The sequence below is a fragment of the Mesorhizobium sp. B2-4-15 genome (assembly GCF_006658505.1).
Taxonomy (GTDB): domain Bacteria; phylum Pseudomonadota; class Alphaproteobacteria; order Rhizobiales; family Rhizobiaceae; genus Mesorhizobium.
Genome location: NZ_VFUZ01000004.1, coordinates 278210 through 296641 on the forward strand (window position 1 = coordinate 278210; position 18432 = coordinate 296641).

24 protein-coding genes, 1 pseudogene and 1 riboswitch are annotated in these 18432 nt (G+C 62.8%); of the genes and pseudogenes, 9 read left to right on the plus strand and 16 right to left on the minus strand.

Annotated elements, in window-relative coordinates; genetic code table 11:
* Positions 1–12: 12 nt before the first annotated feature.
* From FJ930_RS07410 to FJ930_RS07430, 5 genes and pseudogenes are all read right to left on the minus strand, one after another.
* Entirely contained in the window at positions 13–798 is a 786-nt protein-coding gene (locus FJ930_RS07410; protein ID WP_140738225.1) for an ABC transporter ATP-binding protein, read from the minus strand.
* Positions 795–1280 carry a DUF1636 family protein gene (locus FJ930_RS07415; protein ID WP_348642716.1) on the minus strand — a complete coding sequence of 162 codons (486 nt, stop codon included), beginning with the start codon at positions 1278–1280 and terminating at the stop codon, positions 795–797. The genes FJ930_RS07410 and FJ930_RS07415 overlap by 4 nt, the downstream gene beginning before the upstream one ends.
* A 4-nt stretch (positions 1281–1284) precedes the next feature.
* Positions 1285–1492: riboswitch (cobalamin riboswitch) on the minus strand.
* 293 nt (positions 1493–1785) lie between these two features.
* Positions 1786–2754, minus strand: coding sequence for a helix-turn-helix domain-containing GNAT family N-acetyltransferase (locus FJ930_RS07420; RefSeq protein WP_141836416.1), 969 nt, complete (start codon positions 2752–2754; stop codon positions 1786–1788).
* Between the two features lie 63 nt (positions 2755–2817).
* Positions 2818–2974: pseudogene (locus FJ930_RS30310) on the minus strand (DSD1 family PLP-dependent enzyme); the annotation flags it as partial.
* A gap of 55 nt (positions 2975–3029) precedes the next feature.
* The gene (locus FJ930_RS07430; protein ID WP_141836418.1) at positions 3030–3881 is read right to left on the minus strand and encodes a hypothetical protein; all 852 of its coding nucleotides are present in this window, start codon (positions 3879–3881) and stop codon (positions 3030–3032) included.
* 86 nt (positions 3882–3967) lie between these two features.
* Here FJ930_RS07430 and FJ930_RS07435 point away from each other — a divergent pair, with 86 nt between their 5' ends.
* The 3 genes from FJ930_RS07435 (at position 3968) to groL (ending at position 6978) form a co-directional block, all read left to right on the plus strand.
* Entirely contained in the window at positions 3968–4765 is a 798-nt protein-coding gene (locus FJ930_RS07435; protein ID WP_141836420.1) for a class I SAM-dependent methyltransferase, read from the plus strand.
* A gap of 191 nt (positions 4766–4956) precedes the next feature.
* Positions 4957–5253 carry a co-chaperone GroES gene (gene groES, locus FJ930_RS07440; protein ID WP_141836422.1) on the plus strand — a complete coding sequence of 99 codons (297 nt, stop codon included), beginning with the start codon at positions 4957–4959 and terminating at the stop codon, positions 5251–5253.
* A 69-nt stretch (positions 5254–5322) separates the two neighbouring features.
* Positions 5323–6978, plus strand: coding sequence for a chaperonin GroEL (groL, locus tag FJ930_RS07445; protein ID WP_140738211.1), 1656 nt, complete (start codon positions 5323–5325; stop codon positions 6976–6978).
* A gap of 101 nt (positions 6979–7079) precedes the next feature.
* Here the strand turns inward: groL and FJ930_RS07450 are convergent, their stop codons facing one another.
* On the minus strand, positions 7080–7688 hold the full coding sequence (locus tag FJ930_RS07450; RefSeq protein WP_141836423.1) for a TetR/AcrR family transcriptional regulator: 609 nt from the start codon (positions 7686–7688) through the stop codon (positions 7080–7082).
* Between the two features lie 230 nt (positions 7689–7918).
* Between FJ930_RS07450 and FJ930_RS07455 the strand changes: the two genes are divergently transcribed.
* Positions 7919–8305, plus strand: a complete 387-nt coding sequence (locus FJ930_RS07455) for a nuclear transport factor 2 family protein (RefSeq protein ID WP_141836426.1) — start codon at positions 7919–7921, stop codon at positions 8303–8305.
* Positions 8306–8412: 107 nt separating this feature from the next.
* Here the strand turns inward: FJ930_RS07455 and FJ930_RS07460 are convergent, their stop codons facing one another.
* The 4 genes from FJ930_RS07460 to FJ930_RS07470 form a co-directional block, all read right to left on the minus strand.
* On the minus strand, positions 8413–9024 hold the full coding sequence (locus tag FJ930_RS07460) for a LysE family translocator (protein ID WP_141836428.1): 612 nt from the start codon (positions 9022–9024) through the stop codon (positions 8413–8415).
* A gap of 75 nt (positions 9025–9099) precedes the next feature.
* Positions 9100–9420, minus strand: coding sequence for a YkgJ family cysteine cluster protein (locus FJ930_RS07465; protein WP_226890681.1), 321 nt, complete (start codon positions 9418–9420; stop codon positions 9100–9102).
* A gap of 34 nt (positions 9421–9454) precedes the next feature.
* The gene (locus FJ930_RS30010) at positions 9455–9616 is read right to left on the minus strand and encodes a hypothetical protein (protein WP_181763299.1); all 162 of its coding nucleotides are present in this window, start codon (positions 9614–9616) and stop codon (positions 9455–9457) included.
* A gap of 1 nt (position 9617) precedes the next feature.
* Positions 9618–10022, minus strand: coding sequence for a hypothetical protein (locus FJ930_RS07470; protein WP_141836430.1), 405 nt, complete (start codon positions 10020–10022; stop codon positions 9618–9620).
* Between the two features lie 253 nt (positions 10023–10275).
* Between FJ930_RS07470 and FJ930_RS30695 the strand changes: the two genes are divergently transcribed.
* On the plus strand, positions 10276–10398 hold the full coding sequence (locus FJ930_RS30695) for a hypothetical protein (protein WP_281408897.1): 123 nt from the start codon (positions 10276–10278) through the stop codon (positions 10396–10398).
* Positions 10399–10482: 84 nt separating this feature from the next.
* On the opposite strand, the gene FJ930_RS07475 is transcribed toward FJ930_RS30695, so the two are convergent.
* The 4 genes from FJ930_RS07475 to FJ930_RS07490 form a co-directional block, all read right to left on the minus strand.
* Positions 10483–11265, minus strand: coding sequence for an SRPBCC domain-containing protein (locus tag FJ930_RS07475; protein ID WP_246676827.1), 783 nt, complete (start codon positions 11263–11265; stop codon positions 10483–10485).
* A complete protein-coding gene (locus FJ930_RS07480; RefSeq protein WP_140738193.1) occupies positions 11262–11582 on the minus strand; it encodes a metalloregulator ArsR/SmtB family transcription factor in 321 nt (106 codons plus the stop codon). The genes FJ930_RS07475 and FJ930_RS07480 overlap by 4 nt, the downstream gene beginning before the upstream one ends.
* Positions 11583–11651: 69 nt before the next feature.
* Positions 11652–12404, minus strand: a complete 753-nt coding sequence (locus FJ930_RS07485) for an SDR family NAD(P)-dependent oxidoreductase (protein ID WP_141836432.1) — start codon at positions 12402–12404, stop codon at positions 11652–11654.
* Between the two features lie 82 nt (positions 12405–12486).
* The gene (locus tag FJ930_RS07490) at positions 12487–13140 is read right to left on the minus strand and encodes a glutathione S-transferase family protein (RefSeq protein WP_181763300.1); all 654 of its coding nucleotides are present in this window, start codon (positions 13138–13140) and stop codon (positions 12487–12489) included.
* Between the two features lie 188 nt (positions 13141–13328).
* On the opposite strand from FJ930_RS07490, the gene FJ930_RS07495 reads away from it, so the two are divergent.
* Positions 13329–13517, plus strand: coding sequence for a CsbD family protein (locus FJ930_RS07495; protein ID WP_181763301.1), 189 nt, complete (start codon positions 13329–13331; stop codon positions 13515–13517).
* A 132-nt stretch (positions 13518–13649) separates the two neighbouring features.
* Here FJ930_RS07495 and FJ930_RS07500 read toward each other — a convergent pair whose 3' ends face one another.
* Together FJ930_RS07500 and FJ930_RS07505 are read right to left on the minus strand one after the other, a co-directional pair.
* Positions 13650–14204, minus strand: coding sequence for a TetR/AcrR family transcriptional regulator (locus FJ930_RS07500; RefSeq protein WP_181763302.1), 555 nt, complete (start codon positions 14202–14204; stop codon positions 13650–13652).
* Positions 14205–14506: 302 nt separating this feature from the next.
* Complete coding sequence (locus FJ930_RS07505) at positions 14507–15478, minus strand: glycosyl transferase family 90 (RefSeq protein ID WP_181763303.1); 972 nt, start codon at positions 15476–15478, stop codon at positions 14507–14509.
* Positions 15479–15777: 299 nt separating this feature from the next.
* On the opposite strand from FJ930_RS07505, the gene fumC reads away from it, so the two are divergent.
* The 3 genes from fumC to FJ930_RS07520 all read left to right on the plus strand — a co-directional run bounded on the left by fumC (position 15778) and on the right by FJ930_RS07520 (position 18344).
* A complete protein-coding gene (fumC, locus tag FJ930_RS07510; RefSeq protein WP_140738179.1) occupies positions 15778–17175 on the plus strand; it encodes a class II fumarate hydratase in 1398 nt (465 codons plus the stop codon).
* 177 nt (positions 17176–17352) lie between these two features.
* Complete coding sequence (locus tag FJ930_RS07515; protein ID WP_140738176.1) at positions 17353–17775, plus strand: DoxX family protein; 423 nt, start codon at positions 17353–17355, stop codon at positions 17773–17775.
* A 164-nt stretch (positions 17776–17939) separates the two neighbouring features.
* Positions 17940–18344 (plus strand): DoxX family protein, encoded by a 405-nt coding sequence (locus FJ930_RS07520; protein ID WP_140738173.1) that lies wholly within the window; start codon positions 17940–17942, stop codon positions 18342–18344.
* Positions 18345–18432: the final 88 nt, after the last annotated feature.

Below are 18432 nucleotides of genomic sequence, written 5' to 3' on the forward strand. Positions count from 1 at the left end.
AGTCGGTTTCGGTCAGGAAGGCGCGGCACGGTTCGGAACATCGAACACGGTCAGTTCGCGATCCTCGGTGGGATGGCGCAGGCGAAACACATCGACGCCGAAAATCTCGCGGATCAGTTGTTGCGTCAGCGCTTCGCGCGGCGCCGCCAGCGCATGCAGCCGGGCCTCGTTCATCACCGCGACCCTGGTGGCGAAGGGCGCCACCAGGGCCAGATCGTGCAGCACCGCGATCACCGTCATGCCGAAGCCAGCAACGAGTTCGAGCAGTTCCGCGCGGGCGCGTGGGTCCAGATGGTTGGTCGGCTCGTCGAGGAACAACACTTTCGGTTCCTGGGCGATGGCGCGTGCGAGCTGAGCGCGTTGGCGCTCGCCGCCCGACAGCGAGCCAATGGTGCGTCCAAGCAGCGGCAGCAGGCCGGTCCGTCGCAGCGCGTCCACGACAATGTCGCGTTCCTCGCTCCTGTGCCTCAGGCCGGCATGCGGAACGCGGCCAAGCTCGACATAGTCGATCACCGCCAGCCGCGGATCCGGCTGGTCGGTCTGGCCGACGACGGCGATGTGCAGGGCCCGCTCGGCGGCCGAGATCCTGTCGAGGCGGCGGCCGCCAAGCTTTACCTCTCCGGAACTTGGCCTGAGCATGCCCGACAACATGCGCAGCAGCGTGGTCTTGCCGGCACCGTTGGGACCGATGATGGCGAGGCGATCGCCGACAGCCATGGACAGGCTGACCGCATGGACCAGAGCCCGGCCATTCGCCACCGCGCCCAGATCGCGCGCTTCGAGAAGCGGCACTGTCATAGGTCGCCACCCGCAGGCTTGCCCGGTCCGGGGATGCGGGCCAGCGTCTTGCCGGCCAGCCGCGGCGGACGTTGTCCGGCATTGCACCAGCCATCGGCGAGCGAGGCGTAGAGGCTGGCAAATCGCACGAGATCGCCGGCATCGGCTTCCGCATCGATGGACCCGAAGAGATAGGCTGCCTTGCCGGGCGCCTGGAATGCCACCGCGAGTGGCCGTGCACAGCCCGCCATGCAAGCCACGCCCTCGACCATGAAACCATGCGCTAAAGCTGGCTCGATGTGGGCCGAGAGCCGGGAGCGCAAATCGGCGCACAAAGCTTCGCCCGACCTGGTCCCTGTCGGGATGTCGCGGCAAAGCGTGCACACGACGATGCGGTGAATACGATCGATGGCGGCGCCCAACTTTCCGTCTTTCTCGATTGGCGACGGAAGGATGTTGGCGGTCGGTCGACAGACCGACGTCCACGTCTCCTCCCGGCACACCCCGTCCGGTCAACTCTGTAATGGCAGGTCTCCTGGCTCGCGGGTCTCGGCGCAATCCTGCCTTCCCAGCCTTGCCGGCCAGTGGCATTTTGGATCTCGCTCACCGTTTACAGTTGCGGGGGCAGCCACGGCCTCGATCCGAGGCGGATCTCACCGTGTTCCCTTTTCACCCCTCGCCTTTCGACTCGGGGACCATCACCATTCCACCCTAGTTTTCCCCAGATTGCTTCGCAACGGATTTCTCGGTCGCCACGATCGGAGCCGAAGCCGCGTGCGACCACACACCCCTTTATGTAATAACATAACGTACTAGTGCATGAGGCCCGGCGCTGTCAAGCGATGGCTGTCAGCCATTGTCGAGCGATTGCTCGGAGTGCGCAATTTCGATCAAATTGGCCGAGAGCGGAAAGCCGGATGATTCAGGTCGACTCGACCTGAAATCTGAATCCGCTCCAAAAGAGATAGAGCATGATGTCGTCCGAAAACCGCTTCACACTTTTCGGCATCACGCTCTGGCGGAAGATAACAAATCAAGATTCCAGTTCTGACCAACCAGATCCTTGCCGAAGGAATGGTGAGGTTCTTCCTCGATCAGTTTGAAGCCGGCGGCCTGGTAGATATGCCGGGCAGCGGCGAGAATGTCGTTTGTCCACAAGGTCAGCGTCTTGTATTCCCTGGCGCGGGCAAAGCCGATGCATTCCTCCACCAGTCGCTTGCCGATGCCGAGGCCACGCGCCGAATGTTCGACATAGAGCAGACGCAGCTTCGCCACCTGATCCGACTTGCGTACGACGAAGACCGAGCCGACGACCTCGCCTTCCCGCTCGGCGATCCAGCTGCGCTCCCATTTCGGATCGTAGGATTTCACGAAGGCCGCGAGGATTTCGGCGACCAGCGCCTCATAGGTTTCGTCCCAGCCATAGTCCTGGGCATAGAGCAGTCCTTGCCGGTGGGTGATCCAGCCGATGTCGCCGATCTGCAGCGGCCTCAACAGATAGGGGATCCTTGGCTCGGCATTTTCGCCGAGCAGACGCTGCACCGTCTGCATGGATTTGACCAGCCGATCCTGCTCCGACGCGGGCAGTCGATCAAGCAGGGCCCGGATCTGATCGTGCGAATCCTGGTTCAGCGGTGCGAAGGCTTTCCTGCCCGCCTGCGTCAGCGCAATCGACGATTGCCGGGCGTCCGAAACCAGCGTCGACCTGGAGATGAGGTGAAGGCGCTCGAACTTTTTCAGCAAACGGCTGACATAGCCGGCGTCGAGACCGAGATCGCGTCCGAGGTCGGTCGCGGTCAGGCCGTCGCGATGCGCCAATTCGTAGAGCACACGCGCCTCGGTCAGGGAGAAGGCGCTTTTCAGCAACCCTTCGTCGAGCAGCCCGATCTGGCGGGTGTAGAAGCGGTTGAAAGCCCGCACCGCGTCGATCCGCTCCTTGTTGGGCGCATCATTGCCGGACTGATGGTGAACCGTCATGGACATCTCCTGTCTTTACAGGATCAATCATTTACTTGACTTAGTCAAGTATCTCCGACATGTTCACATCATCGGCAACACCGGCCAACGATCCACAATCCTGCCGCCGGATAGCACCGCGATCAGCCCGCTGCAGCACTGCCTCGCTCTGCGTCGGCCGCAGGAACGCGTAGTCGCCTGGCCTGATGACCGTATCGGCAGGCAGGCCCATGAACTGCTGCAACCGATGTCAACAGGCGGGAGCGGCGTGAGGGCGATCCTGGCCGGTTGCTGGTCTATCTCGCCCGACGAATGAGGCCCTCGAAGCCGTCGGCCAGATCGGAGGCGCCGGCCGCGAACATCTTCACGAGGTTTTGGGGACGGCCGGGAGTCTTGTTGGCGTCGAGTAGGATGGCTCTGCCCTCGTGCAGGACGAAATCGAATTTCCCGTAGTCAAAGGCCAGCTCACGTCGCCGCTCGCGCATTTCGTCGGGAACAGGGACGGGTTCACGTCGAAACGTTTGCGATGCCTTGACCAGGCTGTTTGGCGAGACATAGCGGGTGCAGCGCTCCCGCTCTCCGCAAAACACCCAGAAGCGCACCGCGAAGCCGTCGGGTTCTGTTTCCGGAATGAACTTTTCCACCACCAGGTCATCGCATTCGAAGATGTCGTCCGGAACCTCGCCAAGAGAACCATAGACCTCATAAGGCCGCGGAGCCTGCAGATGCGGAAAAGGCGGCGGTTTGCCCGCGCGCTTCGATCGCCGGTTGAGGAGTATCTCCGGAATGCCCTGATTGTTGAGGTTGCTCTTGACAATGACCGGGCCCTGCCAGGCGTCCCCTTCGGTTATCAAGGCGCCACTGATTAGCCGTTTGGATATATCGGCCGCGCCGACGTTGAGGCAAAATGGAAAACCCCGCGCATAGTCGACGTAATCGGCGGACGTTGTCGTCGCATCGACATGCAGAACCGCGATGTCGGCACCGTGTGTCTTTGACGGTCCCTGCTGAATCCGGACTGAATGGCCGCGGCTTTTTAGTTGCTCCAGGACATCGAAAAGCAAATAGGGGCTGCCCCTGCGCAACATGAGGTTGCGCTTGCCCAGGAACCGGTCATGTTCATGCGTTATGACGGTGACACGCGCCATGGCCATACCCTTGGCTTACACGCCCGCTTCTATTAAGCGGCTCTAATCAATCGACGCCAGACTTTCTTGGGCTCCAAGAGGTTTGAATGACCAATCATTGGGACAATTATCATCGGCATTGGAAGCTCCTGGATGCCCCGCTGCGGCCGACCCCGGAAACCGTCGACATATTCGATCGCGAACTTGATCTGAAGGATGCCGATGTCCTCCTCCTCGGTGTGACCCCTGAACTGGCAGTCCTGGGCAGATCGATGGTCGCGATCGATCAATCGGCAAGCATGATTTCGGGCGTATGGGCCGGCGACAACGCCTCGCGAAAGGCGATGGCCGGCAACTGGCTCGACCTCCCCGTGGAGCGGGCAAGTTTCGACGCGGTTATCGGTGACGGATGCCTGTCGGCGGTCGATTCCAAGGCGGCACGCGGTCTGCTGTTCGCTGAAATCGCAAGAGTGCTGAAGCCTGGCAGGCGTGCGGCGATCCGCGTTTTTGCGCGGCCGGAAACGGCGGATGACCTGCGCGGCGTCCACGCCCTGGTCTTGGCCGGCGGGGTCGAGAATTTCCACGCGCTCAAATGGCGGATTGCGATGGCGTGCACGACGCACGACTGCGACAATACCGTCGATGTCCAGGCAATCCGCACGGCGTTCGACCGGTTGTTTCCGGATCGCGAGGCTCTTGCTGCCCAGACGGGATGGAGCATGGCGTCCATCAACACGATCGACGTCTATGCGGGCTCCGAAACGAGGTACAGTTTCGCGACGCTGGCCATGCTGGTAGATGAAGCGAGTGGCTGGTTCTACGAGGTGCGTGTCGTGCCGAGCGGCAGCTATCCGCTGGCGGAACGTTGCCCGCTTCTGGTCTTCGGTTCGGCCAAGCTTCGGTAAGTTCACCATCATGATGGAAAGAGGCACTCCGCGCGCCTTGACTCTCGCCAACCAGCGGCCTATCTCAGCGCCACGTTAGCACTCGCCCTTGGTGAGTGCTAACTACAGGTCCGGCGCCGCCGGACTTTGTTGTTGTCCGGCTTCGCCGGATGGAGGAACTGTTTCTCACCGTTCTCATCGAGGAAGAAAAAATGGCAAAGTCGAAGTTCCGCCCGCTTCATGACCGCGTGGTCGTTCGCCGGGTCGAATCCGAATCCAAGACCGCCGGCGGGATCATCATCCCGGATACGGCGAAGGAAAAGCCGCAGGAAGGCGAGATCATCGCCGTCGGCTCCGGCGCCCGCGACGAAAGCGGCAAGCTCGTGCCCATGGACGTCAAGGCTGGCGACCGCATCCTGTTCGGCAAGTGGTCGGGCACTGAAGTCAAGCTCAACGGCGAAGACCTTCTGATCATGAAGGAATCCGACATCATGGGCATCATCGGCTGAATATCGGCCTTTCCATCAACTGAATCTTGAATCTTCGGGCTCGATCCGAGCCCCTGCCAGGAGTTAAACATGGCTGCCAAAGACGTAAAATTCTCCCGCGACGCCCGCGAGCGCATGCTGCGCGGTGTCAACATCCTCGCCGACGCGGTGAAGGTCACGCTCGGCCCCAAGGGCCGCAACGTCGTCATCGACAAGTCGTTCGGCGCCCCGCGCATCACCAAGGACGGCGTCACCGTCGCCAAGGAAATCGAGCTTGAGGACAAGTTCGAGAACATGGGCGCGCAGATGGTCCGCGAAGTTGCTTCGAAGACCAACGACATCGCCGGCGACGGCACCACGACCGCGACCGTTCTGGCTCAGTCGATCGTCCAGGAAGGCCACAAGGCGGTTGCGGCCGGCATGAACCCGATGGACCTGAAGCGCGGCATCGACCTCGCGGTCACCGAAGTCGTCACGGCGCTCGGCAAGGCAGCCAAGAAGATCAAGACCTCCGAGGAAGTTGCACAGGTCGGCACGATCTCGGCCAATGGCGACGAGTCGGTCGGCAAGATGATCGCGGAAGCGATGCAGAAGGTCGGCAACGAAGGCGTCATCACGGTTGAGGAAGCCAAGACCGCCGAGACCGAGTTGGAAGTCGTCGAAGGCATGCAGTTCGACCGCGGCTACCTCTCGCCCTATTTCGTCACCAACGCCGACAAGATGGTTGCCGATCTCGAGGACGCCTACATCCTCCTCCACGAGAAGAAGCTTTCCAACCTCCAGGCCATGCTGCCGGTTCTCGAAGCCGTCGTGCAGACCTCGAAGCCGCTGCTCATCATCTCGGAAGACGTCGAAGGCGAGGCCCTGGCCACGCTGGTCGTCAACAAGCTGCGTGGTGGCCTGAAGATCGCCGCCGTCAAGGCGCCGGGCTTCGGTGATCGCCGCAAGGCCATGCTGGAAGACATCGCCATCCTCACCGGTGGCCAGGTCATCTCGGAAGACCTCGGCATCAAGCTCGAGAACGTCGGCCTCAACATGCTCGGCCGCGCCAAGAAGGTGTCGATCTCCAAGGAGAACACCACCATCGTCGACGGCGCCGGCAAGAAGGCCGAGATCCAGGGCCGCGTCGCCCAGATCAAGCAGCAGATCGAGGAGACCACCTCGGACTACGACAAGGAGAAGTTGCAGGAACGCCTGGCGAAGCTCGCCGGCGGCGTTGCCGTAATCCGCGTCGGCGGTGCGACGGAAGTGGAAGTCAAGGAAAAGAAGGACCGCGTTGACGACGCCCTGAACGCGACCCGCGCGGCCGTGGAAGAAGGCATCGTTGCCGGCGGTGGCGTTGCCCTGCTGCGCGCTTCGGCCAACATCAAGGCTGCTGGCGCCAATGCCGACCAGGCCGCTGGCATCAACATCGTGCGCCGCGCACTGCAGGCTCCGGCCCGCCAGATCGCTGCGAACGCCGGTGCGGAAGCATCGATCGTTGCCGGCAAGATCCTTGAGAACAAGGGCGCGACCTTCGGCTACAATGCCCAGACGGGCGAGTATGGCGACATGATCGCCATGGGCATCGTCGACCCGGTCAAGGTCGTACGCACGGCTCTGCAGGACGCGGCCTCGGTTGCCGGCCTGCTCGTCACCACCGAAGCCATGATCGCCGAAGCTCCGAAGAAGGACTCGGCTGGCGGCGGCGGCATGCCTGGCGGCATGGGCGGCGGCATGGGCGGCATGGGCGGCATGGATTTCTAATCCAGCCATCTCGCTTAAATATGGAAGGGCGGCCGAGAGGCCGCCCTTTTCATTAGGAACTCGCGATAGCTTTTTCGGTGCGCCGATTGGCGGACCGACCGTTAGACAACAGCATCAGCGCGTTGCGCGACCTTGCCCGCAAGCACCGCCGATTCGACCAAAGCGGCGACCTCGTCTGCCACAATAGCCAGCGGCGCGCGGTCGCGCGTGGCGCGGGCAATCACCATCAGGCCTTCCAGCGACGACTCGACCAGCAGCGCCAGCGCCTGCGCGCGGCGCTCGGCCACCCCTGCCCGCACGAACGCCTCCCGCAGCAGCCCAATCCACTGCTCGAAGGCGGAGCGGCAGATTTCCGCCAAGTCCGGCACGTCGTTGGGCGCGTCGAGCACGACCGGCGCGATCGGACAGCCGAGCGAAAACTCATTCTCCTCCAGCATGCGGGCCACAGACTGGTAGATGTGGTGGACGGCCACCGCCGGATCTTTTTCCGCCGCCAAGGCCGCGCCCAGCCGCTCGGTCACCTCGGCCACGCTGGCCCGCGTCACCTCGATAACCAGTTGATCCTTTCCGCCCGGGAAATGGAAGTAGAGCGAGCCGCGCGGCGCGGCACTGGCACTCAAAATGTCGTTCAGCGAGGTCCCGTGATAGCCACGCCGCCGCAAAAGCAGGGCCGTCGCCTTGATCATCCGGGTGCGTGTGTCCGTCGCCATGTCAACCTCTGTCAGCAGAGCGCATTATAGGCCTTGCCTTAAATATGACAACCGGTCTACATAATATGTAAATCGGTCTATATATTTTTAGAGGTATTGATGCGGAAGATTTCGAGCGGCTGGCGCAAAAGGCCAAGATTGCCTGCTCGTCCCGCGGGCGCTGGCCGGCGTCGCCACCATCACGCTCAGGACTGCCTAGCCCCAACGACTGAATGGAAGGAGCAAATCAAATGACCACTGAAAACATCATCGACACTGCCGCTGCCTCGCGCTCCGATGCAACGGCGGAAATCATGCGGCGCTTCAACGACGTCTTCCAGCGCCACGACCCTTCGGCGCTGAGCGAACTGGTCGACGAAGGCTGTGTGATCGAGAACACCACGCCAGCACCGGACGGCGCTCGCCACGCCGGCAAAGCCGCCTGCGTCGAACTGTGGTCGGCGATCGCCACCGGACCCGGCACACGCTTCGACATTGAAGAGACGTTCGTGGCCGGCGACCGGGCGACGATCCGCTGGCGCTACTGGATGGTCGACGGCAACTCGCTGCGCGGCGTCAACCTGATGCGTGTCGCAAACGGGCGGATCGTCGAGGCGATGGGCTACGTGAAGGGATAGCGCCTCGCGCAATTCCCGGAAAGTCCATGGCGGTTTTCCGTCCGGAGTTGCGCAGGAGCCAGTGCAGGGAGGGTATCTACGAAGCTGAACCGCTTTCCCCTGTGGCGCTAGCGGTCCGCCAGCGCCAGCTTGGCGCCGAGCATCACAAAGGCGCCGGCGAAGGTGCGACGCATCCAGGTCAGCACCATCGGCCGCGACACGACATGGCTGCGGATCGAAGCGGCAAAGATGCCGTAGCCGACGAAAACCACGAAGGTCAGAAGCATGAAGACAAAGCTGAGTTCCAGCATCCTCGACAGCGCATTGGGCTCGGTGGTGCTGACGAATTGCGGCAGGAAGGCGAAGAAGAAGATCGACAGTTTCGGGTTGAGCACGTTGACGAGGATACCGGTGGCAATCACCTTGCCGGACGAGCGCGGCGCGACATTTTCATCGACGCTGAGGCCACCCTTCTCCTTCAGCGTGTTCCAGGCCATGTAGAGCAGATAGGCGACGCCGAGATATTTCAGCGTCTCGAAGGCGATCGCGCTGGTGTGCAGCAGCGCTGCAAGGCCGGTGATGGCGGCGGCCATGTGCGGGATGATGCCGAGCGTGCAGCCGAAGGCGGCAATGATCGAGGCCCGCGCACCGCGCGAAAGCCCGGCACTCAGCGTGTAGAGAACGCCGGTACCGGGCGAAGCCACGACGATCAGCGACGTCAACAGGAATTCGATGCTCACGATTGATCCTCCGCAGCCCTGCACCGATGCAGCCTAGCCAGCAAGGTAGAACAGCACAAGCCGCCGGAAATGCGGCTACGACGTCGTCGGCAATCCGTGCGCCCGGCGCGCCATCAGGCAGTCGTCGTCGCCGGGCATGCAGGCGCGACAGACATCCGGGCGGACGTCGTAAATGCCGCAAGCCGTCGCCTTGCCGACCTCGCCGGTCAGGGCCGAGCAGCGCACGCCCTCGCAACGCATGCCGGATTCGTTGGTCGCGACATATTTTGCCGGGATACGGTCGAGCTGCGCGTCATCCTCGGTGGAAAAGCGCGGCCATTCGGCCGAGTAGGAACAGCAAGCGCCACAGCTCTGGCAGTCGAAGGCGGGCGCCGCAAGGCCGCGCGGCGCAAGCACGACAAGGCTGCGATCGGCGTCCTGCGGCAAGGCGCTATTTTTTCCTACCCGCCTTGCGCGGTGGCGTCTCGACCGGTGACTTGAACAGGTCGGTCGCTGCCTCAACGGGCGCGGTCTTCAGCGCCGCGGCCGGCTTCACCGGCTTTGCAACGGCCGACGCTGCCGGCTGGTCCTTGGCGGAGAATTTTATGGCCATGTCAGTCCTCGTTGCCGGAGCGCGATGGCGCTCGCGGATTGCGCAAGCGGCCGATCAGCGCCGAAACCGCCGTGATGTTCATTTCCTCCGGCGACCAGATCGCCGTTGCCTCGATGTGATGCGGCCCAAGTTCGCGATGCGTGCTGCCGCTGTAAGCGGCGTCCTGATAGGTGACCAGCTGCCGTGTCTTGGGATCTTCGCGGATATATTCGATCAGATAGTTCGGGCACTCGGCACGGCCACGCACGCCAATCCGCACCTGCGCATCGCCGTGGGCCCGCTTGCAGCGCTCGAGCTTTTCCAGCACACGCCGGACATATTCGACCGGCTTGTCCAGCACTTCGACCATATCGGCGATGGTCGCATGGGCAGCGATCGGCGTTGGCGGCACGCGTTTGGTGGCCATCAGCGTGCGTCCGTGTGTTTCGGCAAGGCTGGCTTGCGCGGTTCATTCGAAGTGGCGGTCAAAATATTCTCCTGTCCGGAGCGCGCCGAAAATGGCGAGGCCGGTCTTTCGGCCATGGCTGCGTACAAAGCAATACGGCGTCTGGTTCAAATTTGTCGGGTGCTGCCTCGCCGCTATGACTGGCCCACAAATATGCATAGCACAGCCTGACGGCCAGCGGCCCGGAATTCGATGGTCCTGCACGAGAAAGACGATGCCCGCGCTGCTGCGCCGCAACGCCGCGGCCACTTGCCACAGCCGCGTGAAGAAAAACTTGTGTTCGTTGGGAACCGATGTCCCGATCGGCCGTTTTGGACATGCCGTCAACAATTCATGAGAGCAATCGAAGAAGGTTGACGGCAAAAGGACGCCTCCCGCGCAATAAAACGCACGAGGGGCGTTTTTGTATGGCGCCTGGCCTTCACATCACGGCGGTCATCATCGGCAGGATTTCATAGCGAAAGCCCAACCCGGAACGAATCGCCGGGTCCGCCTCGGTCAATTCCCGCACAGCGGCCTCATCGTCGGCGCGCACGATGCCGAGTCCCCAGGGGCCGACAGGATCGGCGACCGGTCCGAACAGGATGACACCGCCCTCGCCCAGCTTGCCGCGCAGATAATCCGAATGCTGTTTCATCAGCGCCTTTTCCGCATCGGTCAGAGTGAAAGCAAAGTCGGGCCGTGGCGGAATCAGCCGGCAGTGAAACACGCCCTGCGGTTTGCCGCCGGCCCCATCCGTGAGGAAGGCGGCCAGCCAACCCAGCACGCGTTCCCAGCCGAGGCCGTGATCGCGGCAAGCACCCTCGCGAGTGCCGAACCCCTCATGACGCAAAATCAGCCGCGTTCCGGTGTCGATCGCTTCGAGCATGTAGGTCACGGTGGTGACGTTGTCGCCGTCCCACGGGGCCTTCCATGTCATGACCAGAAGGTGGGGCGGCTCGACCTCGAGATATTCGCCCTGGACATGAAATTCCTGGCCATCGGCGCCCTTGCCTTCCGATCGCCACGTGCCGCCCGGCCGCACGTCTGCCGTATGTCTCGTTGTCCGGTAGAGCTCGTCCGACCCCCACCAGAGCGGTATCTGATCATCCGCTGTCAAGGCGCGAAACACCCGCTCGGGTGGTGACGAGATCGTCACGGTGGCGAGAATCGTGCCCGTCGACACGTCGGCAATGGCGCGAGGTCTGTCGTGGCTGGCCATCATTCGTTCTCCAGGTAAGACTTCAGATTGCCGAGGCTTGCCTGCCAGAAATCGCGATAGGGCAAGATCCAGTCGGCCACGTCCTTCAGTTCAGCCGGCTCCAGCCGGTAGAGCCGCTCGCGGCCGTGCTTCTGCTCGGAGACGACGCGCAGCTCGCGCAGAACCCTCAGATGCTTGGAAATCGCCGGCCGGCTCTGCGAAAAGGCCGCGGCGAGTTCGTTGACCGGCGCCGGCCCATGCCTCAACCGGTCGAGAATGGCACGGCGGGTCGGGTCGGCAATGGCCCGAAAGACGGAACGGTCAGGATCAGTCTGCGGCATAATGCGTATCCATTTGGTTACGTATTATGCCGATTACAGACTTCCGTCAACCTTGCTCCAAAAGACTGCTCAGCGCTCCTGGTCGGTCGGCCTGATGACGATCTCGTTGACGTTGACGCGTGCCGGTTGAGTGACCGCATAGAGGATGGCGGCGGCGACATCCTCGGCGGTCAGCGCCTCCATCGTGGCGAGGCGCTGGTCCAGTCCCGCCTTCGAGGCGGCGTTGGTGATGTGGTCGCCGAGTTCGGTGCGCACCAAGCCGGGCTCGATGACGGTAACGCGGACCTTGTCGGCATAGACCTCACGCCGCAGCGATTCCGAAAAACCGACGACGCCGAATTTGGTCGCCGCATAGCCGCTGGCGCCGGGATTGGCGACGCGGCCGGCGACGGACGAGACATTGACGATATGACCCTTGGCAGCCCGGAGATGCGGTAGGGCTGCCTTGGTCATGCCCATCAGGGCCAGCAGGTTGAGTTCCACCATCTGGCGCCAGTCCTCGAGCGTCGCCTCCGCGGCCGGCGACAGCAGCATCACTCCGGCATTGTTGACGAGGATATCGAGCCGGCCCCATTCGGCCACCACCTTTCCGACCACAGCAGTGATGTCATCGTTGCGGGTCACATCAGCCTCGACGCGCAACGCCGCTCCGCCGGCCTTTTCGATGCGCGCGGCCAGCGCTTCGAGCCGATCGGCACGGCGGGCGGCGACCGCCACCTTTGCCCCAGCGGCGGCCAGCGCCATGGCTGTTGCCTCACCAATACCCGATGAGGCGCCGGTGACGAGAGCGACCTTGTCGGCAAGCGTGGAAGAAACGGTCATTGCAACATCTCCAAAAAGCCCCTGCCCAACGCTCCTAGATAGGCTGGCCCGATCCTTCTGAAAGGCCGCTTCCAGACAGACGCTATTCGTCAGGTCCGGGCTCGGGCCAAGGTTCCCTCGCCGCCTCCGCGTACCATTGTCGCATCGCCGGCGTCGCGAGCACGGCATCGACATAGGCCCTGGTGTCAGGCGCCAGCATGCCGCCATAAGTGTCGAAGCGTGTGACAACGGGCGCGTACATGGCATCGGCCGCGGTGAAATGGCCGAACAGAAAAGGGCCACCCTTGCCGTATTTCTCGCGGCACTCGCGCCATAGGGCTTCAATGCGCGCTCGCTGCGCCTCGCCTTCGGCGTCAAGCGGCTTGTGCGCTTTCGGCCGCCGCAAATTCATCGGCCAGCCATAGCGGACGTCGCGGAAACCGGAATGCATCTCGGTCGCCGCCGCGCGCGCCAGCGCGCGAGCGCCGATATCGGCGGGCCAGAGTTTCTTGTCCGGAAACAGGTCCGCGAGATATTCAAGGATGGCAAGGGTTTCCCAGACGACCCTGCCCTTGTGATTCAGGACCGGCACCTGGCCGGTCGGCGACACTTTGGCGAGGCTGGCGGCAGTTTCGGGCGTGCGCAGCCGGACAAAACCTTCCTCGAACGGGATCTCCAGATGCCTCATCGCCAGCCATGGCCGTAGCGACCATGAGGAGAAGCACTTGTTACCGATGTAGAGCGTGAAGTCCGCCATTTCTCTCCCCATGCGCACGACCGTCCTGGAAACTTCGGCGCGTGCGTCTCGGCAACCTACCCGGTCAGCTTTGCCGCCGGAAGCGGCTGCTCGCACTCATTTGCTTGCGGGACAATGCCTGGAACTTAACAGACACTGGCCCGTTTGTTGCGCGCGGACGAGTTCCTCCGAACTCGAACTCCCAGGAGATGCGGAAAATGGTGAACAAGGATCAGGTCGCGGGCATGGCCAAGCAGGTCAAGGGCTCGGTCAAACAGGCGGCCGGCAAGGCGACCGGCAACAAGCGGACCCAGGCCGAAGGCATGGCGGAAAAGGCCGCGGGCAAGGTGCAGAAGACCTATGGCGACTTGAAGGACAAGGTTAGGAAGGCCCTATGACCCCAGCCAACCTGGTTCTGTTCATCAGGAAGGGCGGCTGCCAAAGCCGCCTTTTTCATGTGCTCCAGCCCTTGCTGAAAGCACTGGTGAAGGCGACCTCGCCATGGTCATCGCGGGCTTCGAAGCCAGGTTCTAGGCTTTGTCCAGGGCCGTCAGACAGTCGCGCAGCACGGCGGCGTCCTGCATCGCCTTGGCCATCGACATGGCGCCGGAATAGGTGGCCATGGCAAGTGCCGCAAAACGCTGAGGATCGGTGCCTTGCTCCCTGCCCTCCTGCTGGTCGGCCCTGATCTTGTCGGCGAGCGCCTGGCGCCACGCCGCAAAAATGCCGGCAAGGGCAGCACGGAAATCGGGATCGGCGAGCGACAGTTCATGCGCGAGATTGTTGAGCGGACAGCCGCGCACGAAACCCTGCCGCTCCAGTTCCGCCGCCACGGCCTCGAACACAGCCCGCACGCCGTCGCGCGCCGAAGCCGCCGCCCGCACCGGCGCGATCCACGTCTCCTCGACCGCCGCCGCGACGCGCTCATCGATTACCGCCAGCGCCAATGCCTTCTTGGTGGGGAAATGATGATGCAAAGCCCCGCCGCTGACGCCCGCCGCCGTCATCAGGTCGCCCAGGCTGGAAGCGTGATAGCCGCGCGCCTGGAATGATTCCTCGGCCACGTCGAGCATTTTCCTGCGCATGCCCTCGGGGTCGTTGACGCGTTTTCGCCGCCGGGGCGCTGATCGACTGGTCGTCTCTGCTGACATTGGCCGACAATAGCATGTTGACAAAACAGGACAACCTGTCTGTTTATAAACAGGATGATCAACCTGTTTATGGAGGCTGCCCGATGAACTTGTTGGATCAATCCCCCCTTACCTGGCTCAAACCTATTGTCCGCCTGCTGGACTTGCCTCGCATAGGAATGCCGGGCGACATCGCGCGGTATCACCACGCCGATCCAAGGGCTTGGCACCACTCGCCGGCCCTGCACCGCGCGCCATCAGTCAGGCCAGCCGGTCGCGCGCTTGCGCCGCTGAAGACCGGACTTCAGATTGCCTCCAGCCGCCGCATGATCCTGAAGGAGCTTCGCCCATGCCGCCACGGCTGCCGCGCGCGTCAGGCGGGTCTGCGCGAAATGCCGCGCTTCCGCGGCGATTTCGGTTTCCATCTTCGGATTGGCGCGCAGCCACTCGATGCGTTCAGTCAGATCCGACAGGTCGCGCGCCACCGGAACATAGTGGCGAAACGGCTCGATATCGTCGAAGAACCATTCTCGCCAGGGCCGGTCCTGCAGCAGCACGACGCGTTTGGTGTGGAGCAGCATCTTGAAGCGGCCGCTGTAGCCAGCGCCTTCGACATCGATCATGTACCTGTAAGTCGCGACCTGGTCTTCCATCGTCCTGAACCTGGTGGAGTACCGATTGATGGCGACGTCGTAATTCTGCTCGGTGTCGTACGCCTCGACGAGGTCCGGGCGGACCGACGCGATCTCGACAATCCTTCTGCGGACACCGTTCATGCAGCGCCCCGCCCAGAACAACCTGTCATCGCGCGGCGGCTCTTCCGACGCAGCCGCCATCGCCCGCGTCTTCCGGTCATAGTCGTCGAACTTCGCGTCCGGCCAGCCATCGAAAACGAAATCGGGTGCGGCCACCTCGCCATAGCCGTCGGCCTGGGAGAAGGCGAAACGCGTGCGAAAATAGCGATGCCTTCTGCGCGACGGCGTATCGCCGAGAAGCATATAGAATGGTGGCAGGCTGCGGACGCCAAGGGACGCCAACGCGTCGGCAATGAGGGTTAGGACCTGCACGTGCCTCTCAAGCCAGGCCGCGCGGGAGCGCACCCTGAGCTTGCCGCCCTCGAAACGGCAGTGGATCTCGCCGCGATTGAGCCCAGGCAGAAAGCGCCTGCCGACCTCGGCGACATCGACAGCCATGGGAAGCGCGTTCAGTCCCGTCTTGAGTGGTGCCATTTTTGACGACGCTTTTGCCGCGACCCATCTAGATCCGAAAGCCGACTGATACAATCTGACCGTGCGCGGCTCGTTCATCAAGGCGGCTATCCCGTTGACGAGGGGGATGCAAGAGGCTGGCAACTGGCGAAGTTCATACCGTGGGATAGCCTAGCGCCTAACCACGCTTCGGCTGCCTGCGAAGCGTATTACCGGAGCACCTTCTTCAACCGATTTGCATCCTTACCGCGCACAATCTCTGCTTGAAGCCATTTGTGCAACGCGATACGCCGTTGCCGACTTCGAGAAGGAGAAACCTTGTGAGCACGCCAAAGACCAGAACCGAAACCGATACGTTCGGGCCTATCGAGGTCGCCACCGACCGTTATTGGGGCGCGCAGGCGCAGCGTTCCCTAGGCAATTTCAAGATCGGCTGGGAAAAGCAGCCGGCTTCGATCGTGCGCGCGCTCGGCATCGTCAAGCGGGCCGCGGCGGAAGCCAACATGGACCTGCAGCGGCTCGATCCCGCGATCGGCAAGGTGATCGTCGAGGCCGCGCAAGAGGTCATCGACGGCAAGCTCAATGACCATTTCCCGCTGGTGGTCTGGCAGACCGGCTCAGGCACGCAGTCCAACATGAACGCCAATGAAGTGATCTCCAATCGGGCGATCGAAATGCTGGGCGGCGTCATGGGCTCGAAGAAGCCGGTGCATCCCAACGACCACGTCAATATGAGCCAGTCGTCCAACGACACCTATCCGACGGCCATGCACATTGCCTGCGCCGAGCAGATCGTGCATCACCTGATCCCCGCGTTGCACCACCTGCACAAGGCGCTCGCCGCCAAGAGCCGGGACTTCAATCATATCATCAAGATCGGCCGCACGCACACGCAGGATGCCACCCCGCTCACCCTCGGCCAGGAGTTTTCCGGCTATGCGGCGCAAGTCGCCTCCTCGATCAAGCGCATCGAGATGACGTTGCCCGGCCTGCAGGAACTGGCGCAGGGCGGCACCGCCGTCGGCACCGGCCTCAACGCGCCGGTCGGCTTCGCCGAAAAGGTAGCGGACCGGATCGCCGCGATCACCGGCATCGCCTTCGTCACCGCGCCGAACAAGTTCGAGGCGTTGGCGGCCCACGATTCCATGGTGTTCTCGCACGGCGCCATCAATGCGGCTGCCGCGGCACTCTTCAAGATCGCCAACGACATCCGCTTCCTCGGTTCGGGCCCGCGCTCGGGCCTTGGCGAATTGTCGCTGCCGGAGAACGAGCCCGGCTCCTCCATCATGCCGGGCAAGGTCAATCCGACGCAGTGCGAGGCGATGACGCAGGTCTGCGTGCAGGTGTTCGGCAACAATGCAGCGCTGACCTTCGCCGGCAGCCAGGGCCATTTCGAGCTCAATGTCTACAACCCGCTGATGGCCTACAACTTCCTGCAGTCGGTGCAGTTGCTCGCCGACGCTTCGGTTTCCTTCACCGACAATTGCGTGGTCGGCATCGAGGCGCGGGAAGACAACATCAAGGCGGCGCTCGATCGCTCGCTGATGCTGGTGACGGCGCTGGCGCCCACCATCGGCTACGACAACGCCGCCAAGATCGCCAAGACCGCGCACAAGAACGGCACCACGCTGCGAGAGGAAGCGCTGGCCACCGGCCTGGTCAGCGAAGCCGATTATGACCGGCTGGTGCGGCCGGAGGACATGACGCATCCGGGGTAAGGCATATTTCGGCGGGAGAATTTTCCTCCACCGTCGCACAGCCCGGCACGAATTTTGCGCGTCTTGCCCGGCCCCGAGGACGTACAACCTGTGAACAATGTGTCGCCACACAGGCGCCTTTGGTGAACAGTCGGCATGGTCTATTTGATTGGCATTCAACCCATTCGGAGAGCCACCATGTCCACCAACACTTCTGTCGCCGGCACCGGCACCGTATCCAACGCCTCGGGCGCGATCCTCGCCGGCCGCGTCCTTCTCTCAATCCTGTTCATCCTTTCGGGCTTCGCCAAGCTCACGGCGATTTCCGCCACAGCGCAATGGTTCGGCGGTATCGGCCTGCCGCTGCCGACGGTCGCCGCGATCGGTTCGGGCCTGCTGGAATTCTTCGGCGGCCTCGCCATTCTGGTCGGCTTCCAGACCCGCATTGTGGCGATCGTGCTCGCCATCTTCACGCTCGCCGCCACCGCCATCGCGCATCTCAACTTCTCGGACCAGATCCAGCTGCTGATGCTGGAGAAGAATCTCGGCCTCACCGGCGGCTTTATTCTGCTTGCGGCGCTGGGCGCCGGCGCCTACTCGATCGACGCCAAGCGCGGCTGAAATTCCATCCTCCCAACGACCTGAATTCAAGCGGCGCGGAATTTTCCGCGCCGCTTTTTCGTTGTCCAAAACGAGCGCCTCGGTGGTTTCGGCCGCAGTCCCGCAGGCGTAAGGTGGACGATAGCCGGCGTGGGCCTGACCGGGGCGCCGGCAAGGGAGTAGCCATGAACCGCAATGCATTGCTCCTGGTTTCGCGGCTGCTGTTTGCCGTGCTGTTCGTGCCGTCCGGCTTCCAGGCACTCAGCAGCATCGCCGCCACAATCAATTATTTCGTCGGCCTCGGCCTGCCGCTGCCAACGCTCGCCGCCTGGGGCACGGGCCTGTTCGAGTTGATCGCCGGATTGCTGATCCTCATCGGGTTCCAGACCCGGATCGTGGCACTGCTGCTGGCGGCCTTCTGCGTCGCGGCCGGGTTCATTGGCCATTACGGCCAAGGCGCTGGCGATGCGACGCTCGCCTTCCTGCACCAGCAGATGCTGATGAAGGACATTGCTATTGCGGGCGGCTTCCTGGCGCTGGCCATGGCCGGTGCGGGAGCATGGTCGGCCGATGGACGCGGTTCAGTTTAGAGCGGTTCCGTGTCTGATGGAATCGTAGGCCCGCTCTCAGTCTTTGGCATTACGCGATTTCGGACGGAAAACCGCTGCGCATTTCCTG

Bases quoted from the DNA above. Each gene is read 5' to 3' on its own strand.
- FJ930_RS30695 (WP_281408897.1), top strand. From the start codon at position 10,276: ATGCCCGCGCTGCTGCGCCGCAACGCCGCGGCCACTTGCCACAGCCGC.
- FJ930_RS07490 (WP_181763300.1), bottom strand. From the start codon at position 13,140: ATGGCGGACTTCACGCTCTACATCGGTAACAAGTGCTTCTCCTCATGG.
- FJ930_RS30010 (WP_181763299.1), bottom strand. From the start codon at position 9,616: ATGGCCATAAAATTCTCCGCCAAGGACCAGCCGGCAGCGTCGGCCGTT.
- FJ930_RS07420 (WP_141836416.1), bottom strand. From the start codon at position 2,754: ATGACGGTTCACCATCAGTCCGGCAATGATGCGCCCAACAAGGAGCGG.
- FJ930_RS07520 (WP_140738173.1), top strand. From the start codon at position 17,940: ATGAACCGCAATGCATTGCTCCTGGTTTCGCGGCTGCTGTTTGCCGTG.
- FJ930_RS07500 (WP_181763302.1), bottom strand. From the start codon at position 14,204: ATGCGCAGGAAAATGCTCGACGTGGCCGAGGAATCATTCCAGGCGCGC.
- FJ930_RS07410 (WP_140738225.1), bottom strand. From the start codon at position 798: ATGACAGTGCCGCTTCTCGAAGCGCGCGATCTGGGCGCGGTGGCGAAT.
- FJ930_RS07515 (WP_140738176.1), top strand. From the start codon at position 17,353: ATGTCCACCAACACTTCTGTCGCCGGCACCGGCACCGTATCCAACGCC.
- groES (WP_141836422.1), top strand. From the start codon at position 4,957: ATGGCAAAGTCGAAGTTCCGCCCGCTTCATGACCGCGTGGTCGTTCGC.
- FJ930_RS07435 (WP_141836420.1), top strand. From the start codon at position 3,968: ATGACCAATCATTGGGACAATTATCATCGGCATTGGAAGCTCCTGGAT.
- FJ930_RS07505 (WP_181763303.1), bottom strand. From the start codon at position 15,478: ATGGCACCACTCAAGACGGGACTGAACGCGCTTCCCATGGCTGTCGAT.
- FJ930_RS07470 (WP_141836430.1), bottom strand. From the start codon at position 10,022: ATGGCCACCAAACGCGTGCCGCCAACGCCGATCGCTGCCCATGCGACC.
- FJ930_RS07475 (WP_246676827.1), bottom strand. From the start codon at position 11,265: ATGATGGCCAGCCACGACAGACCTCGCGCCATTGCCGACGTGTCGACG.
- FJ930_RS07495 (WP_181763301.1), top strand. From the start codon at position 13,329: ATGCGGAAAATGGTGAACAAGGATCAGGTCGCGGGCATGGCCAAGCAG.
- FJ930_RS07480 (WP_140738193.1), bottom strand. From the start codon at position 11,582: ATGCCGCAGACTGATCCTGACCGTTCCGTCTTTCGGGCCATTGCCGAC.
- FJ930_RS07455 (WP_141836426.1), top strand. From the start codon at position 7,919: ATGACCACTGAAAACATCATCGACACTGCCGCTGCCTCGCGCTCCGAT.
- FJ930_RS07430 (WP_141836418.1), bottom strand. From the start codon at position 3,881: ATGGCGCGTGTCACCGTCATAACGCATGAACATGACCGGTTCCTGGGC.
- FJ930_RS07450 (WP_141836423.1), bottom strand. From the start codon at position 7,688: ATGGCGACGGACACACGCACCCGGATGATCAAGGCGACGGCCCTGCTT.
- FJ930_RS07485 (WP_141836432.1), bottom strand. From the start codon at position 12,404: ATGACCGTTTCTTCCACGCTTGCCGACAAGGTCGCTCTCGTCACCGGC.
- groL (WP_140738211.1), top strand. From the start codon at position 5,323: ATGGCTGCCAAAGACGTAAAATTCTCCCGCGACGCCCGCGAGCGCATG.